This window comes from Enterobacter cloacae complex sp. P1B (assembly GCF_014982345.1).
GTDB classification, from domain to species: domain Bacteria; phylum Pseudomonadota; class Gammaproteobacteria; order Enterobacterales; family Enterobacteriaceae; genus Enterobacter; species Enterobacter bugandensis.
Genome location: NZ_JADCLF010000016.1, coordinates 1 through 22,675, shown reverse-complemented (window position 1 = coordinate 22,675; position 22,675 = coordinate 1). Strand labels below are relative to the sequence as shown.

Below are 22,675 nucleotides of genomic sequence, written 5' to 3'. Positions count from 1 at the left end.
GAGCCTTTGATGAGTTTTGATATTGCCAAATACCCGACACTGGCGTTAGTTGACTCCACCCAGGAGTTACGTCTGTTGCCGAAAGAGAGTCTGCCGAAGCTGTGTGACGAGCTGCGTCGCTACCTGCTCGACAGCGTTAGCCGCTCCAGCGGCCACTTCGCCTCCGGGCTTGGCACGGTTGAGCTGACCGTGGCGTTGCATTACGTCTATAACACGCCGTTCGATCAGCTTATCTGGGACGTGGGCCACCAGGCCTATCCGCACAAAATTCTGACCGGACGTCGCGATAAAATTGGCACCATTCGTCAGAAGGGCGGCCTGCACCCGTTCCCGTGGCGCGGTGAGAGCGAGTATGACGTGCTGAGCGTCGGCCACTCCTCAACCTCCATTTCTGCGGGCATCGGTATTGCCGTTGCCGCCGAGAAAGAGAACAAGCAGCGCCGCACCGTCTGCGTGATTGGCGACGGGGCGATCACCGCCGGGATGGCTTTTGAAGCCATGAACCACGCGGGCGATATCAAGCCGGACATGCTGGTTATCCTCAACGATAACGAAATGTCGATCTCCGAGAACGTCGGCGCGCTGAACAACCATCTGGCGCAGCTGCTTTCCGGCAAGCTTTACTCGTCGCTGCGGGAAGGCGGGAAAAAAGTTTTCTCCGGCGTGCCGCCGATCAAAGAGCTGCTCAAGCGTACCGAAGAACACATCAAAGGCATGGTCGTGCCGGGCACGCTGTTTGAAGAGCTGGGCTTTAACTATATCGGCCCGGTGGACGGGCACGATGTGCTGGGTCTGGTGTCCACACTTAAAAACATGCGCGACCTGAAAGGCCCGCAGTTCCTGCATATCATGACCAAAAAAGGGCGTGGCTACGAACCGGCGGAGAAAGATCCGATCACCTTCCACGCGGTGCCAAAGTTCGACCATACCAGCGGCTGCCTGCCGAAAAGCAGCGGCGGAATGCCGAGCTACTCAAAAATCTTTGGCGACTGGCTGTGCGAAACGGCGGCAAAAGATAACAAGCTGATGGCGGTCACGCCTGCTATGCGTGAAGGCTCCGGCATGGTCGAGTTCTCCAAAAAATACCCGGACCAGTATTTTGACGTCGCCATTGCCGAGCAGCACGCGGTCACCTTCGCGGCGGGCCTGGCGATTGGCGGCTACAAGCCGGTGGTAGCGATTTATTCCACCTTCCTGCAGCGCGCCTACGACCAGGTGATCCATGACGTTGCCATCCAGAAGCTGCCGGTGCTGTTTGCTATCGACCGCGCGGGCATCGTGGGGGCCGACGGCCAGACGCACCAGGGGGCGTTTGATCTCTCCTTCCTGCGCTGCATCCCGGACATGGTCATCATGACGCCAAGCGACGAAAACGAGTGTCGTCAGATGCTGTATACCGGCTACCACTATCAGGACGGCCCCTGCGCGGTACGTTATCCACGCGGCAATGCCCTTGGCGTTGAACTACAGCCGCTGGAAAAACTGGAGATCGGTAAAGGTCTGGTGAAACGTCGCGGCGAAAAAGTGGCGATCCTGAACTTTGGTACGCTGATGCCGGAAGCGGCAAAAGTCGCTGAAGCCCTGAACGCGACGCTGGTGGATATGCGCTTTGTGAAGCCGCTCGATGAGTCTCTGATTCTGAGCATGGCGGAAAGCCATGACGTGCTGGTCACGCTGGAAGAGAACGCCATCATGGGCGGTGCGGGCAGCGGCGTTAACGAGGTACTGATGGCGAACCGTAAATTGGTTCCGGTGCTGAACCTCGGCCTGCCGGACCACTTCATCCCGCAAGGCACTCAGGACGAGGCGCGTGCCGACATCGGCCTGGACGCCGCCGGTATCGAAGCCAGAATCCGCAGCTGGCTGGCCTGATCCCTCCCCTTTTCTGCTCCTGCTATGCTTAAACGTATTGTTTAAACAGCAGGAGCGGAACCATGCAATACACGACATTAGGAAAAACGGACCTCAAGGTGTCCCGGCTTTGCCTGGGCTGCATGACCTTTGGCGAGCCTGACCGGGGAAATCACGCCTGGACGCTGCCGGAAGAGAGCAGCCGCCCTATCATCAAGCGCGCCATAGACGGCGGCATCAACTTCTTCGATACCGCCAACAGCTACTCTGACGGCAGCAGCGAAGAGATTGTGGGCCGCGCTCTGCGTGATTTTGCTCGTCGGGATGAGATTGTGGTCGCCACCAAGGTGTACTACCCGTCAGGCGATCTGGCTGAAGGCCTCTCTCGCGCGCAGATCCTGCGCTCCATTGATGACAGCCTCAGACGCCTGAACATGGATTACGTCGACCTGCTGCAAATTCACCGCTGGGATTACAACACGCCAATTGAAGAGACGCTTGAAGCGCTGAACGATGTCGTGAAAGCGGGTAAAGCGCGCTATATCGGCGCGTCGTCAATGCACGCATCTCAGTTTGCTCAGGCGCTCGATCTCCAGGCGCAGCACGGCTGGGCACGCTTTGTCACCATGCAGGATCACTACAACCTGATTTACCGGGAAGAAGAACGCGAGATGTTGCCGCTCTGCTACCAGGAAGGCGTGGCGGTGATCCCGTGGAGCCCGCTGGCGCGCGGACGCTTAACTCGTCCGTGGGGAGAAACCACGGCGCGGCTGGTATCGGATGAAGTGGGTAAAAATCTTTATTCCGGTACCGAAGCCAGCGATGCGCTGATTGCCGAACGTTTAGCCGGGATCGCCGACGATATCGGCGCAACGCGCGCGCAGGTGGCGCTGGCGTGGCTGCTGGGCAAGCGGGGTGTCGCCGCACCGATTATTGGTACATCGCGGGAAGAACAGCTGGACGAGTTGTTAAGCGCGGTGGATTTATCGCTGAAGCCGGAGCAGGTTGCCGAGCTGGAGACGCCGTATCAGCAGCATCCGGTGGTGGGGTTTAAGTAAACACTTGCCGGGTGGCGTACGCTTACCCGGCAATACTGAGCGCACAAACTTACCCGAAGTGATCGTACCCTTTCCAGTCCAGCGTAACGGGCGCACCGTCTTTCACAAACTTCAGCCCTTCACTCTCCGGCATGATCTGACCGATGCAGGTAAACTTTGCGCCAAGATGGGCTAATGCCACATCCAGCGTTCCACGGTTCAACTCTGGCACCGTGAAACACAGCTCGTAGTCTTCCCCACCGGAGAGCGCCCAGCGCAGCGCCTGCTCAGGCTCCACATGGCGAAGCAGTTGCTCCGAAAGCGGGAACAGATCCAGGTCAACGCGCGCGCCCACCCCGCAGGCCTTCAGGATATGGCCGAGGTCCGAGATGAGACCGTCAGAGAGATCGATAGCCGAACTGGCCCGCTCGCGCAGCGCCTGACCGTGCAGAATACGCGGTGTCGGGCGCAGGTGGCGCTTCACCAGATACGCCGCATCGTCAGCGTCCGTCACGTTTAAGCGTTCCTGAAGGATCGCCAGCCCTGCCGCGCTGTCTCCCGGCGTACCGGTCACGTAGATCCAGTCGCCCGGTTTAGCGCCCGAGCGCTTCAGCGCGCGACCGAGCGGCACATAGCCGTGGATCGCCAGCGTCATCGACAGCGGCCCGGCAGTCGTATCGCCGCCAATCAGCTGCATATCGTAGTAGTTCAGCTGTTCAAACAGCGCATCGCTGAACGCTTCAAGCCAGGCTTCATCCACCTCCGGCAGCGTCAGAGCCAGCGTCAGCCAGGCCGGGTCGGCGCCCATTGCCGCCAGATCGCTGACGTTGACCGCCAGCGCTTTATACGCCAGATCGGCAGGATCGATATCAGGTAAGAAATGACGTCCGCACACTAAGGTGTCGGTGCTGATTGCCAGCGTCTGCTTTTCAGGAATATTGAGAAGTGCACAGTCATCGCCAATGCCGGTTTCAACATCAAGACGAGAGGTTCTGACACGGTCGAAATAACGGGCAATCAGGGAGAATTCGCCGCATGCCATACGTTATGCCTCAGCAAATAAAAGAAAAAACCGGAGCCGCACTGCCCGTCAGGCAATGCAGAACTCCGGTTTGCGGATCACTTTTTGTGGGGACGGATCGCAGGTGCGGCTTTATCAAGTACGCCGTTAACGAACTTATGGCTGTCTTCAGCGCCGAAGGTTTTCGCCAGTTCGATCGCTTCGTTGATGGCCACTTTGTACGGCACATCATCACGTTTAGACAGCTCAAACAGCGCGATACGCAACACTGCTTTTTCCACCTGACCCAGCTCTTCGAGCAAACGGGACAGGTATGGCTTCATCAGGCCATCGAGATACGCGCTATTAGTCGCCACTCCCGACAGCAGTTCACGGAAGTACAGAACGTCAACGTCTTTCACGTCCTGTTCTGACAGGAACTGGTATTCAACATCAGCGATGTCGTTCTGGGACAACTGCCAGGAGTAAAGTGCCTGGACGGCACATTCACGGGCGCGGCGACGAGCAGCAGGTTTCACGGAATTCCCCTTACAAAAAAATCAGGCCTTAATGGCTTTCAATACATTGATCATTTCAAGCGCGGTCAGTGCAGCTTCTGCACCTTTGTTACCGGCTTTGGTGCCAGCACGTTCGATGGCTTGTTCAATACTTTCGGTGGTCAGCACGCCGAACGCGACAGGAATTTCAGCATCCTGCGCAACGTGTGCCAGACCGTTGCTTGCACCGCCCGCAACGTATTCGAAGTGCGCAGTGCCGCCACGAATAACGGTACCCAGCGCAATCACCGCGTCATATTTACCGGTTTTCGCCAGCGCGCCCGCCGCCAGTGGCAGTTCATAAGCGCCTGGAACCCAAACAACGGTAATGTTGTCATCTTTAACCTGGCCGATACGTTTCAGGGCGTCAATCGCACCTTCCAGCAGGCTATCGTTGATGAAGTTGTTGAAACGCGCAATGGTGATGGCGACGCGAGCGTCCGGGGTAGCTACAGCAGCTTCAATAATGTTCATACTCTTCCTTTACGGGTTCATTTGGCCCCGCAGGGGGGCGGATTTTATCATAATACTTTGCGCACTGCTTCCCTATTTCGGGAGCAATTACGCTGTCGTTAAATGGAGGCAGACATCCGGACCCACCGGACGAATCTCGCTGAATGTGAGTTGCGGTGCGTCGGCCAGTTTTTCAAGGCCAGGCAGCACAAACAGGCCGCGCGCGTCGTGACCTAACAGTTTAGGCGCAACGTAGACGAGCAGTTCATCCACCAGCCCCGCCTGGAGCAGCGCGCCCGCGAGCGTCGGACCGGCTTCGACCCAGATACTGTTCACCTGCTGCTTGCCGAGCAACATCATCAGCACCACGAGATCCAGATGTCCGTTATGCTCCGGCACCATAATGCTGCGCACGCCTTCCGGCCATTCGCGCGTATCTTCTTTGGTGTGCGCAATCCAGGTTTCACCCGGCTGATGCACGATGCGGTGCTCCGGGGTCACGCGGTTCTGGCTATCAATAATAATACGCAGCGGCTGGCGCAGGTTCTCCTGCGGATAAAGCGCCTGGGTATCGGCATTCAGCTCATCCCAGCGCACGGTCATGGCCGGATCGTCAGCCAGAACGGTTTCACTGCTGGTGAGGATAGCATGGCTTTGCGCACGCAGACGTTGCACATCGCGCCTTGCCTGCGGCGAGGTGATCCACTGGCTTTCACCGTTCGCCATTGCCGTACGGCCGTCCAGCGAGGCGCCCAGCTTGAGCTGAATAAACGGGAAGCCGGTGCGCATGCGCTTCAGGAAGCCTTTGTTGATGGCTTCCGCATCTTGCATCATCAGGCCGTGGCTGACATCGATCCCTTCCTGTTGCAGACGATACAGGCCGCGGCCCGCCACCTGCGGGTTAGGATCCTGCATAGCGGCGACCACGCGCGAAACCCCTGCCGCAATCAGCGCTTCACAGCACGGCGGCGTGCGCCCGTGGTGGCTGCAGGGCTCCAGCGTCACGTAGGCCGTCGCGCCTCGCGCTTTCTCCCCCGCCATACGCAGGGCATGCACTTCAGCATGCGGCTCGCCTGCGCGATAGTGAAACCCTTCCCCCACGATCTCGCCATCTTTCACGATAACGCACCCGACGTTGGGGTTAGGATGGGTGGTAAAACGACCGCGCTGCGCCAGCTTCATGGCTCGTGCCATGTACTTCTCATCCTGCATGGGCTTAATCCTGTAAGCGGGCGATCTCTTCGCCAAACTCTTTGATATCTTCGAAACTGCGGTAGACAGAGGCGAAGCGGATATAGGCGACCTTATCGAGCTTTTTCAGCTGCTCCATCACCAGGTTGCCGATCATTTTGCTCGGCACTTCACGCTCGCCCAGGCCACGCAGGTAAGATTTAATGTGGTTTAACGCCATTTCGACATCATCCGCGCTGACGGGCCGTTTTTCGAGGGCCTTCAGCATTCCGCTGCGCAGTTTCTCTTCGTTAAACGGCTCGCGCACGTCGTTACTTTTTACCACGCGCGGCATTACCAGCTCTGCAACCTCAAAGGTCGTGAAACGCTCGCTGCACACCAGACACTGCCGACGACGGCGCACAGAAGACCCTTCGCCCACAAGGCGAGAGTCGATGACTTTGGTATCCACAGCGGAGCAGAATGGGCAATGCATACGGTATCCCTGTTATCTGGTTAACTGATTTTCATTTTACCCTGATCTGGCCCGACAACAAAGGAGGAGCTTTTTTGAGATAAAGGATCTATGTCCGGCGGTACGTTGCTGGCTACCATTATGGGGATCCGTCATTTCAAGGAATAAACGCTATGACAAGACGTTACCTGAAAATTTTACTGGTGGGGAGCCTCTTCACCCTTAGTGCCTGTGCACAGCAAACCGAAGTCCGCCAGATGAAACAAAGCGTGAATACGCTCAACACGGCGATGGACAAACTGAACAAAGAAACGGTGAAGATCACCCAGCAAAACGCGCTGAACGCTAAATCCACCAGCGGGGTATATCTGCTGCCAGGAGCGAATACGCCTGCCCTGCTTAACAGCCAGATTGGCACGCTGAAGATGTCTCTGGTGAATGTGGCGGCGAATGCGGATGGTACGCGCGCAACATTACGTATTCACGGTGAGTCCAACGAGCCGCTGCCCGCCTTCAGCGGCACCGTAGAGTGGGGCCAGATCCAGGGCACCACGGAGAGCTACCAGGAGGTGAACGTGAAGAACCAGCTGTTCACCGCTCCGGCCAGCGTCTTAGCGCCCAGCGATGTGGATCTTCCACTTCAGCTAAGCGGACTTACGCCTGAGCAGTTAGGCTTTATCCGCATTCACGACATCCAACCTGCCGCGCAGTAATCCCTTCCTTTTGAGCGGAGTGAAATGTCACTCCGCTAACATTTACATTTCGTATGGATTGGCAACAGAAATGATTGCCGCTACAATCCCGGCCGTTTAAAGTACGCAAACGTGAACGCAATCGATTACGCGTGTGAGAGATATGTGAAACAACACATATTTTTGTGAGCAGGGATTCCTATAATAGGCACCGCAGAAACACGAAATATTTAGAAACGCAATTCGCGCATTTTTCACTCCCGGAAGGGAATTTCAATCAGTGGCATGATTATGAAAAAAACATTACTCGCAGCCGGTGCAGTTCTGGCACTGTCCTCCTCTTTCACTGTTAACGCAGCGGAAAACGAGAAACCACAATACCTCTCCGACTGGTGGCACCAGAGCGTTAACGTGGTAGGCAGCTACCACACCCGTTTCGGACCGCAGATCCGCAACGATACCTACCTGGAATATGAAGCGTTCGCCAAGAAAGACTGGTTTGATTTCTACGGCTATATGGATGCGCCTGTGTTCTTCGGTGGTAACACCGATGCGAAAGGTATCTGGAACCACGGTTCCCCACTGTTCATGGAGATTGAACCGCGCTTCTCCATCGACAAACTGACCGGTACCAGCCTGGCGTTTGGTCCGTTCAAAGAGTGGTACTTCGCAAACAACTACATCTACGACATGGGCCGCAATAAGTCCGGTCGTCAGAGCACCTGGTATATGGGTCTGGGTACTGACATTGACACCGGCCTGCCGATGAGCCTGTCCCTGAACGTGTATGCAAAATACCAGTGGCAGAACTACGGCGCAGCGAATGAAAACGAGTGGGACGGTTACCGTTTCAAAGTGAAATACTTCGTGCCAATTACCCAGCTGTGGGGCGGTAATCTGAGCTACATCGGTTTCACTAACTTTGACTGGGGCTCAGACCTGGGCGACGACGATTTCCGTGACCTGAACGGCAAGAAAGCGCGTACCAACGATTCCATCGCCTCCAGCCACATCCTGGCGCTGAACTACGATCACTGGCACTACTCTGTTGTTGCGCGTTACTGGCACAACGGTGGCCAGTGGAACGACGACGCGAGCCTGAACTTCGGTAACGGCGACTTTAGCGTCCGCTCTACCGGCTGGGGTGGTTACCTGGTCGTGGGTTACAACTTCTAATCAATGCGGGATTGTGCGGGCTGGTGCCCTCACCCCTTCCCTCTCCCACGGGAGAGGGCGCAAACACAAAAAACGGCAACATCGTTGCCGTTTTGCTTTTACCTCGCCACCCGGCTTTTTACTGCTTCACCTTGCGCAAAAAATCCGCCAAAGACCTGTCCGCACTCTCACTGAACCGCCTCTCCGTCATTACAACATTGAGACACCGGTCGAGCCGGAAACAGCGGTAGTCATCGCGCCGTTCACACCATGCCGCCAGCAGCCAGCGCTCCCCCCAGAAGAACAACCCCAGCGGCTGTACCTCACGTTTTGAGAGTAGCCCGGCTTCATCACGATAATGCAGCGCTAATACGCGCTGAGCAGAAATCGCCTGGTGAATCATGTCAAAATCGCTGCGGGAGTGGCTTTGCATGCAAAAATCCGGGGCGTAGATACGCGTTTGCTCCGCCTTTCTGCGGCTCTCCTCGGGCAGAATAGCCAGCACCTTCTCCTGGGCCGACTCCAGCTCGCGCGACAGCGATTCACCTCCCCAGGTTTTGAGCAGGCGAATCGCGACCATCAGCGCTTCGGATTCCTTATTTGTCAGCATCAGCGGCGGCAGGTCAAAACCCGACATCAGCCGATATCCGCTTCCCGCCTCGCCTTCCACCGGCACGCCGGAAAGCGACAGGTCGCGGATATCGCGGTAGACCGTGCGCTCGGACACGCCAAGCCGGTCCGCCAGATGCGCTGCCGTTGTCAGACGCCTGCCCCGCAGAATCTGCACAATCTGAAACAAACGGTCAGCGCGTCGGGTCATAACGTCATTCGCTCTCAGGCAGGTTGATGAAGGCCGACGCGGTTACCCTCGCTGTCGGTAAACAGTGCGATAGTGCCGATACCATGCGGCAGTTCCAGCGGGCCAAACACGCACTCGCCGCCCGCAGAGGCAATGCGATCGAGCGTGGCCGCCAGATTGTCAGTATGCAGGTAAATAATAGCGCCCTGCAAAGAGGGCGTAACGCCGTCAAATTTTGCCAGCGCTCCTCCGGTTGCGGGATCCTCATGCGGGAAAACCGCCAGCTCGGCAATGTCCATTTTCTCGCGACGCAGCGCGAGCTGCATCACCGGCTCATAAAATTTGATGGCGCGATTCATATCCGAAACCGGAATTTCAAACCAGTTAATTACGCTTTTCATACATCCTCCTGCCTGTTGTTTGGGTTCAGAAGGAGTCTACGGCAGGGCTCCTGACAGCATACTGTCAGGAGTGTTTGTCAGGAGCAGATTAAAAAAATCCCGGTCAACAGACCGGGATTCAGATAACGCGCTAAACGTCGCCTTACGGCAGAATGGACGGCTGATCCGCCCCTTCTTTCTCAACCTTCTGCTGGAGCAGGTGCTCACGCTTCATGCCAAGTTTCAGTGCCAGAGCGGACGCCACGTAAATAGACGACGCCGTACCGATGGAGACACCGATCAGCATGGTCAGCGAGAAGCCTTCCAGCACCGGGCCACCGAAGAGGAACAGCATCAGGATCACCATCAGGGTAGTACCGGAGGTGATCAAGGTACGATGCAGCGTCTGGGTCAACGACACGTTAAAGATTTCGTACGGCGTGCCGCGACGGATCTTACGGAAGTTTTCACGGATACGGTCAGATACCACGATACTGTCGTTCAGTGAGTAACCGATCACGGACATCAGGGATGCCACGATGGTCAGGTCAATCTCAATGTGGAACAGAGACAGTATGCCCATGGTGATCACCACGTCGTGCGCCAGGGCGATAACCACACCGGCCGCCAGTCGCCACTCGAAGCGGAAACCGACGTACACCAGGATGGAGATCAGCGCCACCAGCAGCGCCATGGCGCCGGTTTGCGCCAGGTCCGCACCCACGCTCGGGCCGACGAACTCAATACGCTTGACCGCCGCGCTCTGGCTGGTGGTTTCGTTAATGACCTGTACGACCTTGCTGCCCAGCTCCTGGCTGCCGTTGGCATCGTGCACCGGCGGCATACGCACCATGATGTCGCGGCTGCTGCCGAAGTTCTGCAGCAGCGGCTCTTCAAAGCCCGCTTTCTGCAGAGACAGGCGCATCTGGTCCATATCGACCGGTTTTTCCAGGGAGATCTCGATGACCGTACCACCGGTGAAATCCAGCCCCCAGTTAAAGCCCTTCACGCCCATAACGATGATGGACAGAATCAGCAGTAAACCTGAAATGCCGAAAGCCCAGTAGTCCCAGCGCATAAAGTCCCAGACTTTACGGCCATGGTTCAATTGTTCAACAGTATATTCCTGTGCCACAACGCACTCCTCAGATAGACAGCTTTTTGACGCGCTTGCCGCCGTACAGCAGGTTCACGATGGCACGGGTGCCGACAATAGCGGTAAACATTGACGTTGCGACACCGATACCGGTGGTAATCGCAAAGCCTTTGATCGCGCCAGTACCCACTGCATACAGGATAAGAACCTTAATCAGTGTTGTTACGTTCGCATCGAAGATAGAGCTGAACGCGCCTTTATAACCTTCGTCAATCGCCTGCTGGACAGAGCGACCGTTGCTCAACTCTTCTTTGATACGTTCGTTAATCAGTACGTTGGCGTCGACCGCCACCGCAAGGGTCAGAACGATACCCGCAATCCCCGGCATGGTCAGCGTCGCCCCCGGCAGCAGAGACATAATGCCGATGATCAGCACCAGGTTTGCAATCAGCGCGGAGGTCGCAATCAGACCGAACTTCTTATAGAAGAAGATCATGAAGAGGATAGAGACCGCCAGACCGGCCAGACACGCTTCCAGACCCTGCTGGATGTTTTGCATACCCAGAGTTGGACCAATGGTACGTTCTTCAACAATCTGAATTGGCGCAATCAGCGCACCGGCACGCAGCAGCAGCGAGAGCTGACGCGCTTCGTTCGGGTTACTAATACCGGTAATACGGAAGCTGTTACCCAGACGAGACTGGATGTTGGCGATGTTAATCACCTCTTCCTCTTTCACCAGCACCGCACGACCGTTTGCATCTTTCTTACCGCTGTCTTTGTACTCCACGAACAGGGTCGCCATCGGTTTGCCGATGTTGTCCTTGGTGAAGTTAGACATGATGTTACCACCCGCGCTATCCAGCGAAATGTTGACCTGCGGCTGGTTGTACTCATCCTGGCTTGAAGTGGAGTCGGTGATGTGGTCACCGGTCAGGATCACGCGCTTGTACAGCACAACCGGCTGACCTTCGCGGGTCTGTTTCACTTCGGAGTCACCCGGAATACGGCCAGACGCCGCGGCAGACTGATCGACATTGGAGTTCACCAGACGGAATTCCAGCGTCGCGGTCGCACCGAGGATCTCTTTCGCACGCGCGGTATCCTGGATACCCGGCAGTTCAACCACGATACGGTCAGCACCCTGACGCTGTACCAGCGGCTCAGCCACGCCCAGCTGGTTTACACGGTTACGCAGAATGTTGATGTTCTGCTGAACGGCATATTCACGCGCTTCTTTCAGACGCGCATCGGTCATCACCGCGCGCAGCTGGTTGCTGCCCTGAGAGGTGATCACCAGGTCACGGTGACGTTGGGTCAGGTAATCTACAGCCTGATCGCGCGCCGCGCTGTCGCGGAACGTGATGCTCATGCCGTAGTTATCTTCTTTACGCACGGTAGTGTATGGGATGCCTTTGTCGCGCAGATCGCTGCGCAGGCTGTCGATATTCTGTTCCTGCAGCTTGCCGAGCGCGGTATCCATATCCACTTCCATCAGGAAGTGAACGCCGCCACGCAGGTCAAGACCCAGCTTCATTGGCTCTGCGTTCAGCGCAGCCAGCCAGCGAGGGGTTGCAGGAGCAAGGTTAAGCGCCACGACATATTTGTCACCCAGCACGCCCATCAGCGCTTCGCGAGCGCGGAGCTGCGTGTCGGTGGTGTCGAAGCGAGCAAGAATTGCACCCTCTTCCAGAGCCACAGACTTAGCGGTAATTTTTTCTTCTTGTAACGTTTTCTGGACCTGGATCAGCGTTTGCTCACTGGCGGCGACACCGCGCGCGCCAGTGATTTGAACGGCCGGATCCTCACCATACAGGTTGGGAAGCGCGTACAGCAGGCCGACGATAATCACGACGACCAGCATGATGTACTTCCACAAAGGATAACGGTTTAACACGGCAGTTCCCTTTGGGAAAAGTTGGGATTACAGCGCCTTCATGGTGCCTTTCGGCAGAACGGCAGCTACGAAGTCACGTTTGATAACCACTTCAGTGGTGTCGTTCAGGGCGATAGCAATGTAGCCGCTTTCAGCCACTTTGGTTACGCGGCCGACCAGACCACCGTTGGTCAGCACTTCATCGCCTTTCGCGATGGAGTCCATCAGCTTTTTGTGCTCTTTGGTACGCTTCTGCTGTGGGCGCAGGATCATGAAGTAGAAGATCAGACCGAACACAACCAGCATCAGAATCAGAGACATCGGGCTGCCCTGCGCCGGAGCACCTGTTGCCGCTACCGCATCAGAAATAAAAAAGCTCATTCAAATTCCCTCATTATTAATATTAATCAACGTTCAACGGTGGAACATCCCGCCCCTGACGTTGGTAAAAATCGGTCACGAAGCTCTCTAATTTACCCTCTTCGATAGCCTTGCGTAAACCAGACATTAAGCGCTGATAGTAGCGAAGATTATGAATCGTATTGAGACGCGCGCCCAAAATCTCATTACAACGATCGAGATGATGCAGATACGCGCGAGAATAATTGCGACAGGTATAGCAATCGCACTCGGAATCGAGCGGGCTGGTGTCACTCTTATGCTTCGCGTTACGGATTTTCACCACGCCATCGGTAACGAACAGATGACCGTTACGCGCGTTGCGGGTTGGCATCACGCAGTCGAACATATCAATGCCGCGACGTACGCCTTCCACCAGATCTTCGGGTTTACCCACACCCATCAGGTATCGTGGTTTATCCGCCGGGATTTGCGGGCAGACGTGCTCCAGAATGCGGTGCATGTCTTCCTTCGGCTCACCCACAGCCAAACCGCCGACAGCGTAGCCATCAAAACCTATCTCTACCAGACCTTTAACAGAGATATCGCGTAAATCTTCGTAAACGCTGCCCTGAATGATGCCGAACAGCGCATTTTTGTTCTGCAGGGAGTCAAAACGGTCGCGGCTGCGCTTCGCCCAGCGCAGAGACATCTCCATAGAGCGTTTCGCGTAGTCCCAGTCTGCCGGGTACGGCGTACATTCGTCGAAGATCATCACGATGTCGGAGCCGAGATCGTACTGAATCTCCATCGACTTTTCGGGATCGAGGAAAATCGGATCGCCGTTGATCGGGTTACGGAAGTGTACGCCCTGCTCGGTGATCTTGCGGATATCGCCCAGGCTGAAGACCTGGAAGCCGCCGGAGTCGGTCAGGATCGGGCCTTTCCACTGCATAAAATCGTGCAGATCGCCGTGGAGCTTCATGATCTCCTGACCTGGACGCAGCCACAGGTGGAAGGTATTGCCGAGGATAATCTGTGCGCCCGTGGCTTCAACTTCTTCCGGCGTCATCCCTTTTACGGTGCCGTACGTGCCCACAGGCATAAACGCGGGGGTTTCCACCACGCCGCGATCAAACACCAGGCGACCGCGACGCGCGCGGCCATCGGTGGTATCGAGTTCAAATTTCATTTTTTCTCCGACGTCAGAAAAACAGTCCAACGTTGTCATACGGTGCCGCGGACTTATTCCCCGACACGCTCATTCAAAGCCAGCGGATTGTACGTGATAAACATCGCGTCCCCGTAGCTAAAAAAGCGATATTTTTGTTCTACCGCAGACTTGTACGCATTCATCGTATGCTGATAACCCGCAAACGCAGAGACCAGCATAATCAGCGTCGATTCAGGCAGATGGAAGTTGGTCACCAGCGCGTCAATCACTTTGTACTGATAGCCCGGGTAGATGAAGATCTGCGTATCGCCAAAGAACGGCTCGATAAGACCGTTTTTAGCTGCCTGCGCAGCGCTCTCCAGTGAACGCACGGACGTCGTACCGACGGCCACGACGCGGCTACCGCGCGCTTTCGCCGCCAGCACCGCGTCCACCACATCCTGCGGCACTTCGGCATACTCGGAGTGCATGATGTGGTCTTCAATGCTGTCCACCCGTACCGGCTGGAAGGTGCCCGCGCCGACGTGCAGCGTCACAAACGCCATCTCAACGCCCTTCGCGCGCAGCTTTTCCAGCAGCGGTTCATCAAAGTGCAGACCTGCGGTTGGCGCCGCGACCGCGCCAGGCTTCTGGCTGTAGACGGTCTGGTACAGCTCGCGATCGGCCTCTTCGTCCGGGCGCTCAATGTACGGCGGCAGCGGCATATGGCCGATGGCGTTCAGGATGTCGAGCACCGTGCGCTCGTCGTCGAACGCCACCTCGAACAGCGCGTCGTGGCGCGCGGTCATGGTCGCCTTGATGCTTTCGTCATCACCCAGCAGCAGCTCCGCGCCCGGCTTCGGCGCTTTGGAAGCGCGAATATGTGCCAGAATACGTTTATCATCGAGCATACGTTCGACCAGCACTTCAATCTTGCCGCCGCTGGCCTTACGGCCAAACAGGCGCGCCGGGATCACGCGGGTATTGTTAAAGACCAGCAGATCGCCAGGGTTGAGCTTGTCGAGCAAATCGGTGAAAGTACCGTGCGTCAGCTCGCCCGTTGGCCCATCCAGTGACAGTAAGCGACAGCTGCTGCGCTCAGGCATGGGATAGTGAGCAATCAGGGATTCAGGTAGTTCAAAGGAGAAATCGGCGACGCGCATGACGTATACTCGTGACTTAAAAACAGGCGGCATAGTCTAGTGCTCACACCCTTTTGCTGCAACAACTAGCCGCCACTGGACAAATAAAACGCATGAATTTTCTCGCTCACCTGCATCTCGCTCACCTCGCTGACAGCTCCCTTTCCGGCAATTTGCTGGCCGATTTCGTGCGCGGCAACCCCGCTGAAGCGTATTCTCCCGAGGTTGTCGACGGGATTTTTTTGCACCGCCGCATTGATGTCATCACTGATAATCTGCCCGAGGTGACGGAAGCGAAAGCGTGGTTTCGCCCTGAAACGCGCCGCGTTGCGCCGATCACGCTCGACGTGATGTGGGACCACTTCCTGTCTCGCCACTGGGAACAGCTCTCGCCGGAGATGCCGTTGCCGGCGTTTGTGCGCTACGCCCACCAGCAGGTGTCGATCATTTTGCCCGACTCGCCGCCGCGCTTTGTGAATCTGAATAACTACCTGTGGTCGGAACGCTGGCTGGAGCGCTATCGCGAGATGGACTTTATCCAGAATGTCTTGAATGGCATGGCGAGCCGTCGCCCGCGGCTGGATGCGCTGCGGGACTCCTGGTACGACCTGGATGAGCATTACGATGCGCTGGAGAGCCAATTCTGGCAGTTTTATCCGCGCATGATGGCGCAGGCGAAAAACAAGCAGCTCTGACAGCACGATCATTGATAGGTAAAAGCTGGCGGAACGATTGTCACCACCTCTTTGTCTTATCCACGAACACTCTCTATACTGGCTCGCGTTGCGTTCCAAATAACCTTAGTATCTACAGGAGAATCATATGGTTCTGGTAACTCGTCCGGCTCCGGATTTTACAGCTGCAGCAGTTCTGGGCAACGGTGAAATCGTTGAAAACTTCAACTTCAAACAGCACACCAATGGTAAAGCGACCGTTCTGTTCTTCTGGCCAATGGACTTCACTTTCGTTTGCCCGTCTGAGCTGATCGCGTTCGACAAACGTTATGAAGAATTCCAGAAGCGTGGCGTGGAAGTGGTTGGCGTCTCCTTCGACTCTGAATTTGTACACAACGCATGGCGTAACACCCCTGTCGACAAAGGCGGCATCGGTGCGGTGAAATACGCAATGGTTGCGGACATCAAACGCGAAATCCAGCAGGCTTACGGTATCGAACATCCGGACGCTGGCGTTGCGCTGCGCGGTTCCTTCCTGATCGACGCAAACGGCATCGTTCGTCACCAGGTTGTGAACGATCTGCCGCTGGGCCGTAACATCGACGAAATGCTGCGCATGGTTGACGCGCTGCAGTTCCACGAAGAGCACGGCGAAGTGTGCCCGGCTCAGTGGGAAAAAGGTAAAGAAGGTATGGCTGCGTCCCCAGACGGCGTTGCTAAATACCTGTCTGAGAACGTATCCAGCCTGTAATCGGCACGGTTTACGAAGAAGGCCCGCTTATGCGGGCCTTTTTTTATGCCTTACGCTGCGTCTCTCGCCAGATGCGCCAGGCCATTCCCGCCAGCAGAATTACGCCCGCAATTAGCACGCCCCACACCAGCAGCGCGTTCATCCGGCTCTCCCGCTCGGACGCAGAAGTAGCGGTCAGACGCCCCTCGCCGCCTAACGCGACATCATCCAGAATGTCGGCCTGCGGCAGGTGCTCCATATCATAGGTTTTGCGCAGGTCGGCGGGGATCAGCATGTCAGGCTCCACGCTGGCAGGCTTTGCAGCGCCATTACCCCAGGCAAGCACGTATGGCGCTTTTCCCTGCGCGTTGAACACCAGATCATAGCGGTCACGATGCCCGGTGACGCCCGGCAGGTATTCCGGCAGGCGCGCATTCAGCGTCGTGATTTTCACCGCCTGCACCAGGCCTCCGCTAAGCGAAACCGGTGGAGACGTTTTGCCCTCCAGACGGTAAAGCACCTCTTTTTTCAGGGGGTGCCATGTGTCTTTTTCCGTACTCCGCCACGCTATCTCCACGGGAAGGACGCCGTCGCCATTCAGTAAAATGCTGATAGCACTCAGCGGCTGCGGCTGCGCCCAGTGCCACTGCGCTTCGCTTGTCGATAGCTGCTCCCCTACCCCCTCAAGAGCGATCGCGTCCGGCGTCGCCCGCGCAGGAGCGCTAATCGCGTTAACGCCGGTTAAGGTCACCCCCTGGCTCTGAGCATTCAGCACGACCAGGAGATAGCGATTCGTATCGGGAGACAAAACGATATCGGTATCGATCCGATCGAGCTTAAGACGATCCTGCCCGCTCATCACGTCCAGCAGCGGCATATCCTCGCGCAGGGTATACCAGCGCTTAAGATCCTCGCTGTAGTAGACCGACGCCGTTCCCTGCCACGGCGCCTGCGGGGTATTCCAGAGCAGCTGCAGCTGGGACAGGGCAATCTCACCCGTAGACTGCTCCGGCAGGGTCAGCAGATAATGCTGCCCGGCTGCGGCGGCTTTTTGCCCCTCCAGCACAATCTCTACGCCGTTTCCGGAACGGAGCAGGATCTTATCGCTGCCCTCATCCCCACGCGCAGGCGAAAGCGGTGAGGCGTCCAGAGGAAAGAGGCGCAGCGCCGTGGATTGCGCTGCCACCTGCGGACGCGTCGCGGTGACCAGGCTGAAAGGAACCGGCTCGCCCGACTGGTTAAAGACGCGAACGTCATGCAGATCCGGCGACGTGCTCTGCGTATAGACAGCGAGCGGCAGCGTCACCCGATACCACTGGGAAGGAGCAGACGTATCTAGCGAGCGGCCAAAGGCATAGTCCCGGGGCGATTCCGTTTGTACCTCGTCGCAGAACGCCGGGCCTGCAAGCGCCAGCAGAGCGGTACAAGCTACCGCTTTCATCCATTTCATTTTTCATCTCCTGTTTTGGGCGGTAACGGCGAGAAATACCCCACGATCAGCACCAGTATTGCCACGCCGATAAACGCCACCGCACGCGACAGACCGCCTCCACCCGCGCTGTCCACCAGCATCAGTTTAACCATCACCACGCCCAGCAGCGCGGCACCGCCAAGCCACTCCTGACGGGAAGCCCTACGGGTGGCGTGGACCATGATCACCAGCGCGCTCAGCATCCAGAACAGGGCAAACGAGGTCTGGATCAGCCGCGAATCCCACAGCGACGCCATATTCCAGGCCACGTCGCCGTACCAGGCCAGGGCGCGCATCAGCGCACCGTTAAGCCACCAGAAGCCAAACGCCATAATCGCGACGGCAGGCCACGGACGGGCCAGCGAGAGCTGCGTCGGGTAGTAGCGATCCACCGCCCGGTAAAAGACCACCAGCCCCAGCAGCGCGAACGCCGCGCCTTCTTCAAGCGGGTTCACCAGCGGCAGCCAGGTCTGACGATAAACTACGCCGTCCTGGAAATTGGTCACCACCAGCAATACCAGCAGCGCCGCGAGCACGGGGATCGGTGCTATGCACGCGTAGAGAGCGGGCCACTCCCGGAACGGCCACCCGCGACGGCGCACCGCAGCAGAGAGCGCCATAATCACCCCGCCGCCTGCGGCCATCGCCAGCCCGCTGCCCCAGGCCGCCATGCCCCACGGCAGCGACCGGGCAAACCAGTAAAGCTCCGCCGCCAGCGCCAGTAATATCATCCAGAACAGCGCCAGATGCAGCCCCATAGAGATGCGCGGCGCTAAACGGGCGCCGTCGCGCCGCAGCAGCATCAGCGCGGCGGGAAGCGCAATACCCCAGGCCAGATTTGACCAGCCGGCGGCAAACATCTGCTGGTGCGAGAGCTGATAGCCCACCATCACCAGCATCAGCGGCCACAGCAGCCATTTGCTGGCATCCAGCTCCCGCCATGCCAGACGAACGGCAGCCTGCCGCCAGCCCCAGACCGACGCCGCCGTCAGCGCCAGCACGCCCGCCAGAACAGGCAGTTCCTGCTTCAACACCAGCCACGACGCGCCAAATAGCGCCACGAGCCAGAACAGCAGCCCGCCTGCCAGCAGCGCCCGGCTAACCGGCAGAAAGAGGTTCCGCCACAGCCAGGCCGCAGCCAGCCAGCAAAGGCTGAGGATGGCGAAGATAAGCAGCAGGCTCAGCGGCGTAACGCCGTTCATCTGCGCCCACAGCGCGCTGCCGAGCGCCAGCCCCAGCAGCGCCGTCCCGCTATAGCTCATGCGCCGCTGGTGCTGCTGTACGCCCAGCCAGAGGATGCCCAACCCCTCCAGCGCCCAGGCCATCGCCGTCCACCGCGCGGAGAGCGCGAGCGGAATCGCAAGCGTGGCAAACCCGCCGCCGATCGCCAGCGCCGCCATCACCAGCGGTCGCCCGATGGACGGATAGCGGCGCAGCGCAAGGAAAGCGAGGGCCAGATAAAATGCGCCGTATCCCAAAGCGCTCAGGGCCGGACCATATTCCCAGTGCCGGGTCATACCGTACTGCATCCCAAAGCCTATCAGCGGCGGGGCAAACAGCAGCACGCCGTCAATAATCTGCTTTCCTTTCTCCTGCGCCCGCAGCGACAGCGCCACGCTCAGCACGCCGAATATCAGCGTATTGGCAATCAGGAACAGCTGGCAGATCCAATAGTCTTCAGGCTGGTACTCACTCAGCCCCCACAGGCCGCCCACGCCAAAGGTAAAGAGCAGCCCGAGCAGGTTAAGCTCGCGCCAGTGCTGCCAGATGCTGATGGCGAGAATGCCGATGGAAAGCAGGAGATAGAAGGAAAACAGCGCCACAAAGCTGCCGCCCCCGGTAGATAGTAGTAGCGGCGCAAGATACCCGCCGAGGCTCGCCAGCATGGCAAGGCTCAGCGCTTTCTGCAGCACGGCCAGCCCAACGCTCGCGGCGCAAATCACCACCAGTAGCGCAAAGGCCAGCGTCATCGGCAGCATCTGCCAGAGCCGGAAGGCGCCAAAGACCGTCAGGTAGAGAATGCCCGTCGCCCCGCCCTGTAAGATAAGCGCGTAGATCGGCTGCTTGTGCCGCAGCCGCCACCCAACCGCCAGCAGCACGATGGCAAACAGCGCCGTCGCCACCAGGCGCAGCTCAAGCGGGAACAGGGAGTGTTCAACGGTATAGCGCAGCAGGAAAGAGAGGCCGAGGAAGAGCAGCAGAATGCCAAGCTTCGCCAGGGGATTACCCTGCATAAACCAGCGCGTCAGCGACGTCACAATGCCGCCAAAGGCAGAAGGCTGCTTAGCCGCAGGCGCAGGGGCCGGAGCGGGTTTTGCCTCGGCTGTAGGAATGTCGGGACGCCAGGGATCGACAGGCGCGGGCGCGTCCTCAGCCACAGGCGCGGTCACGACAGCCGGAGTGACCGCTTGCACCTGTTCTGTCTCCGGCGCTACCTGAGCTGCGCCGCGCTGCTCAAGCACCTCAATGCGCTGGCGTAGCCGGGCGATCTCCTGCTGCGCCGCCGTGCTTCGATTAAACCCGATAACCGCAAGCACGGGGGCAACCAGCAGCGCAAAAACCAGGAATAAACAGCCAAGGATGTAAAGCTCGTCCATGTTTCCACCTTCACCGTAAACGATCCGTTAAGATTGACACAAATCGTTGCATTTGCGCCATCTTAAAAGGGGAAACTTTAGCGCATTAGCTGCCGAGCCAGACCGTCGCGGATACCGCAGGCAGCGCCAGCACGCCATCCTGTATCGTCGCCTTACCCTCTTTGTTCGTCCACGTCGCCACCTTAAGCAGCGGCGAATCATCCAGCACCACTTCGCAGGCCTCGCCCCGGTTAATCGCCACCAGCACGCGCTGCTGATTATAGACGCGGACAAAGACCACCACATTATCGTGGGCGTACGCCACCTGACAGCCGCCGTAGCGCAGGGCGAGACTCTGTTTGCGCAGCTTCGCCAGCCGCTGATACAGGCTGAACAGCACCTTATCCTGTTTCTCTGCCTCCCACGGGAAGGTTTTGCGGCAGAACGGATCGTTGTTGCCGTCCAGCCCCACTTCGTCTCCGTAGTAAATGCACGGTACGCCCGGCCAGGTGAAGAGCCAGGTGACCGCCAGCGGCAGACGCGCCACATCCTTGCCGAGCAGGGATTTAAAGCGCGCGGTGTCGTGGCTATCGAGCTGGTTAAACATCCGCAGCTGCTGCTGATGCGACAGGCCAGCGCGATAGTTATCCATCCACGCGGCGCAGGTTTCAGCGTCGATATGGTTCGGATCGTAGGAGATATCGGTGTTAGCCAGGAATCCCCACAGCGGGAAGGTAAAACCGCGATAGTTCATCGCCGCATCTTCGGCATCGTTTTGCAGCCACTGGCGCGCGTCGCCAAAGTGTTCGCCAAAGACAAACGCCTCCGGCTGAGCCGCTTTCGCCGAACGCGCGATCCCGGCCACGTGCTGAAGGTTATTTCGCGCCCCGCCCGCTTCACCGAGCATATGCACCACGTCCAGACGCCAGCCGTCCATATTCCACGGCGCCTTCAGCCAGTGACGCACGATGCTGTCTTCCCCGCCGTAAATCTCGTTCACCAGAGACGGGGACTGGAAGTCCAGCTTCGGCAGGCTCGCGTAGCCCAGCCAGTCCAGCGCGCGGCCCTCCTCGCTAAAGCTGTACCAGTCGCGCTGCGGCGAATCCGAGTTATGGCATGCTCCCCCCATCGACTGGTTATGCCGGTCAAACCACGCGTGCGAATCGCCGCTGTGGTTGAAGACACCGTCCAGAATGAGGCGCATGCCTTCTTTTTGGGTGTTCTTACGCAGGCGCAGCAGCGCCTCGTCACCGCCAAACTGCTCGTCAACGTGGCGATAATCTTCGGTATCGTATTTGTGTACGCTCGGGGCTTTAAACACCGGGTTGAGGTACAGCGCCGTCACGCCGAGTTTTTTCAGGTACGGCAGCTTTTCGCTGATGCCGTCGAGATCGCCGCCGTAGAACGTCGAGCCGCCCGCCTGCGCCGTCACCGGTTCATCCCATTTTTTCAGGATGATGTCGTGACCCGCGGCATGATGGTAATAGACCTTGTCCTGGCCGGCGGTGCGTTTTTCGCTGCGCGCAAAGCGGTCCGGGAAAATCTGATAAAAGACCTGATCGTTAACCCACTGCGGGCCGTTATCCGGGTAATCGACGGCGAACTGCTCCAGCCGGGCCGGAGGGAAACGGCTAAACCCCTGCGGGGTAAACCACAGCTGGCGGTTGTTCCATAAAAGCTTAAAGCTATAGCGACGGCGCGGCTGCCCGCTGCGCAAATCGATATTCGCCCGCCACGCCGTAATCCCCGGCTGCGGCTGGCTGCGCAGCTTGTGCATTTTCAGCCCGGTCTCTTCGTTATCAATTTCGGCGCGGAGCGTCACGCGTTCCGGCTGATTTTCCCCCGCCAGCCAGAGCGTAATCACAAGGTTGTCTTTGTTTTGCTTAACTAATGGGGCAACCGGAAGGTGCCAGGCATTTAACATCACGAATCCCCTCTGATGAAATTGACGTCACCTTGCCACAGGGTGGTTAAGGATAGCTCACCATGACGAAATTTATTGGGGGAGGAGGACGGGGGAGGAGGCAAAAATCCCCTCTCCCGGGAGGG

At 57.8% G+C, this 22,675-nt stretch carries 21 protein-coding genes; 6 read left to right on the top strand and 15 right to left on the bottom strand.

Annotation, left to right across the window (positions count from 1 at the left end; genetic code table 11):
• The first annotated feature begins 9 nt into the window (after window positions 1-9).
• Entirely contained in the window at window positions 10-1,872 is a 1,863-nt protein-coding gene (gene dxs, locus INF77_RS18740; RefSeq protein ID WP_193532873.1) for a 1-deoxy-D-xylulose-5-phosphate synthase, read from the top strand.
• A 62-nt stretch (window positions 1,873-1,934) separates the two neighbouring features.
• Window positions 1,935-2,909, top strand: coding sequence for an aldo/keto reductase (locus INF77_RS18735; protein WP_193532872.1), 975 nt, complete (start codon window positions 1,935-1,937; stop codon window positions 2,907-2,909).
• Window positions 2,910-2,958: 49 nt separating this feature from the next.
• Here the strand turns inward: INF77_RS18735 and thiL are convergent, their stop codons facing one another.
• The 5 genes from thiL to nrdR all read right to left on the bottom strand — a co-directional run bounded on the left by thiL (window position 2,959) and on the right by nrdR (window position 6,564).
• Window positions 2,959-3,930: a thiamine-phosphate kinase gene (gene thiL / locus INF77_RS18730; RefSeq protein WP_193532871.1), complete on the bottom strand. Its 972-nt coding sequence runs from the start codon at window positions 3,928-3,930 to the stop codon at window positions 2,959-2,961.
• A 77-nt stretch (window positions 3,931-4,007) separates the two neighbouring features.
• Window positions 4,008-4,427, bottom strand: a complete 420-nt coding sequence (gene nusB / locus INF77_RS18725) for a transcription antitermination factor NusB (RefSeq protein WP_006809908.1) — start codon at window positions 4,425-4,427, stop codon at window positions 4,008-4,010.
• A 21-nt stretch (window positions 4,428-4,448) separates the two neighbouring features.
• A complete protein-coding gene (gene ribE, locus INF77_RS18720) occupies window positions 4,449-4,919 on the bottom strand; it encodes a 6,7-dimethyl-8-ribityllumazine synthase (protein WP_006176874.1) in 471 nt (156 codons plus the stop codon).
• A gap of 87 nt (window positions 4,920-5,006) precedes the next feature.
• Window positions 5,007-6,110, bottom strand: a complete 1,104-nt coding sequence (ribD, locus tag INF77_RS18715) for a bifunctional diaminohydroxyphosphoribosylaminopyrimidine deaminase/5-amino-6-(5-phosphoribosylamino)uracil reductase RibD (RefSeq protein ID WP_193532870.1) — start codon at window positions 6,108-6,110, stop codon at window positions 5,007-5,009.
• 4 nt (window positions 6,111-6,114) lie between these two features.
• The gene (nrdR, locus tag INF77_RS18710) at window positions 6,115-6,564 is read right to left on the bottom strand and encodes a transcriptional regulator NrdR (RefSeq protein ID WP_193532869.1); all 450 of its coding nucleotides are present in this window, start codon (window positions 6,562-6,564) and stop codon (window positions 6,115-6,117) included.
• A 152-nt stretch (window positions 6,565-6,716) separates the two neighbouring features.
• On the opposite strand from nrdR, the gene INF77_RS18705 reads away from it, so the two are divergent.
• Both INF77_RS18705 and INF77_RS18700 read left to right on the top strand, forming a co-directional pair.
• On the top strand, window positions 6,717-7,256 hold the full coding sequence (locus INF77_RS18705) for a DUF3251 domain-containing protein (RefSeq protein ID WP_193532868.1): 540 nt from the start codon (window positions 6,717-6,719) through the stop codon (window positions 7,254-7,256).
• Between the two features lie 270 nt (window positions 7,257-7,526).
• Window positions 7,527-8,411, top strand: coding sequence for a nucleoside-specific channel-forming protein Tsx (locus INF77_RS18700; protein WP_028012146.1), 885 nt, complete (start codon window positions 7,527-7,529; stop codon window positions 8,409-8,411).
• 118 nt (window positions 8,412-8,529) lie between these two features.
• Here INF77_RS18700 and INF77_RS18695 read toward each other — a convergent pair whose 3' ends face one another.
• The 7 genes from INF77_RS18695 to queA form a co-directional block, all read right to left on the bottom strand.
• Entirely contained in the window at window positions 8,530-9,210 is a 681-nt protein-coding gene (locus INF77_RS18695) for a YafY family protein (protein WP_028012145.1), read from the bottom strand.
• Window positions 9,211-9,224: 14 nt separating this feature from the next.
• On the bottom strand, window positions 9,225-9,590 hold the full coding sequence (locus INF77_RS18690; RefSeq protein WP_193532867.1) for a VOC family protein: 366 nt from the start codon (window positions 9,588-9,590) through the stop codon (window positions 9,225-9,227).
• 142 nt (window positions 9,591-9,732) lie between these two features.
• On the bottom strand, window positions 9,733-10,704 hold the full coding sequence (gene secF / locus INF77_RS18685; protein ID WP_028012143.1) for a protein translocase subunit SecF: 972 nt from the start codon (window positions 10,702-10,704) through the stop codon (window positions 9,733-9,735).
• A 10-nt stretch (window positions 10,705-10,714) separates the two neighbouring features.
• Complete coding sequence (gene secD / locus INF77_RS18680) at window positions 10,715-12,562, bottom strand: protein translocase subunit SecD (protein ID WP_072031998.1); 1,848 nt, start codon at window positions 12,560-12,562, stop codon at window positions 10,715-10,717.
• A gap of 27 nt (window positions 12,563-12,589) precedes the next feature.
• Entirely contained in the window at window positions 12,590-12,922 is a 333-nt protein-coding gene (gene yajC / locus INF77_RS18675; RefSeq protein WP_000007630.1) for a preprotein translocase subunit YajC, read from the bottom strand.
• A 22-nt stretch (window positions 12,923-12,944) separates the two neighbouring features.
• Entirely contained in the window at window positions 12,945-14,072 is a 1,128-nt protein-coding gene (gene tgt / locus INF77_RS18670) for a tRNA guanosine(34) transglycosylase Tgt (protein ID WP_045259930.1), read from the bottom strand.
• A gap of 53 nt (window positions 14,073-14,125) precedes the next feature.
• The gene (gene queA / locus INF77_RS18665) at window positions 14,126-15,196 is read right to left on the bottom strand and encodes a tRNA preQ1(34) S-adenosylmethionine ribosyltransferase-isomerase QueA (protein WP_028012140.1); all 1,071 of its coding nucleotides are present in this window, start codon (window positions 15,194-15,196) and stop codon (window positions 14,126-14,128) included.
• 92 nt (window positions 15,197-15,288) lie between these two features.
• Here queA and acpH point away from each other — a divergent pair, with 92 nt between their 5' ends.
• Together acpH and INF77_RS18655 are read left to right on the top strand one after the other, a co-directional pair.
• Window positions 15,289-15,870: an ACP phosphodiesterase gene (gene acpH / locus INF77_RS18660; RefSeq protein ID WP_193031422.1), complete on the top strand. Its 582-nt coding sequence runs from the start codon at window positions 15,289-15,291 to the stop codon at window positions 15,868-15,870.
• A 127-nt stretch (window positions 15,871-15,997) separates the two neighbouring features.
• Window positions 15,998-16,600 carry a peroxiredoxin gene (locus INF77_RS18655; protein WP_008503347.1) on the top strand — a complete coding sequence of 201 codons (603 nt, stop codon included), beginning with the start codon at window positions 15,998-16,000 and terminating at the stop codon, window positions 16,598-16,600.
• Window positions 16,601-16,643: 43 nt separating this feature from the next.
• On the opposite strand, the gene INF77_RS18650 is transcribed toward INF77_RS18655, so the two are convergent.
• The 3 genes from INF77_RS18650 to malZ form a co-directional block, all read right to left on the bottom strand.
• Window positions 16,644-18,029 (bottom strand): DUF3999 domain-containing protein, encoded by a 1,386-nt coding sequence (locus tag INF77_RS18650; RefSeq protein WP_193031424.1) that lies wholly within the window; start codon window positions 18,027-18,029, stop codon window positions 16,644-16,646.
• Window positions 18,026-20,647, bottom strand: a complete 2,622-nt coding sequence (locus tag INF77_RS18645; RefSeq protein ID WP_193031426.1) for a DUF2339 domain-containing protein — start codon at window positions 20,645-20,647, stop codon at window positions 18,026-18,028. Before INF77_RS18645 ends, INF77_RS18650 begins: the two co-directional genes overlap by 4 nt.
• Before the next feature lie 85 nt (window positions 20,648-20,732).
• Entirely contained in the window at window positions 20,733-22,550 is a 1,818-nt protein-coding gene (gene malZ / locus INF77_RS18640) for a maltodextrin glucosidase (RefSeq protein WP_193532866.1), read from the bottom strand.
• Window positions 22,551-22,675: the final 125 nt, after the last annotated feature.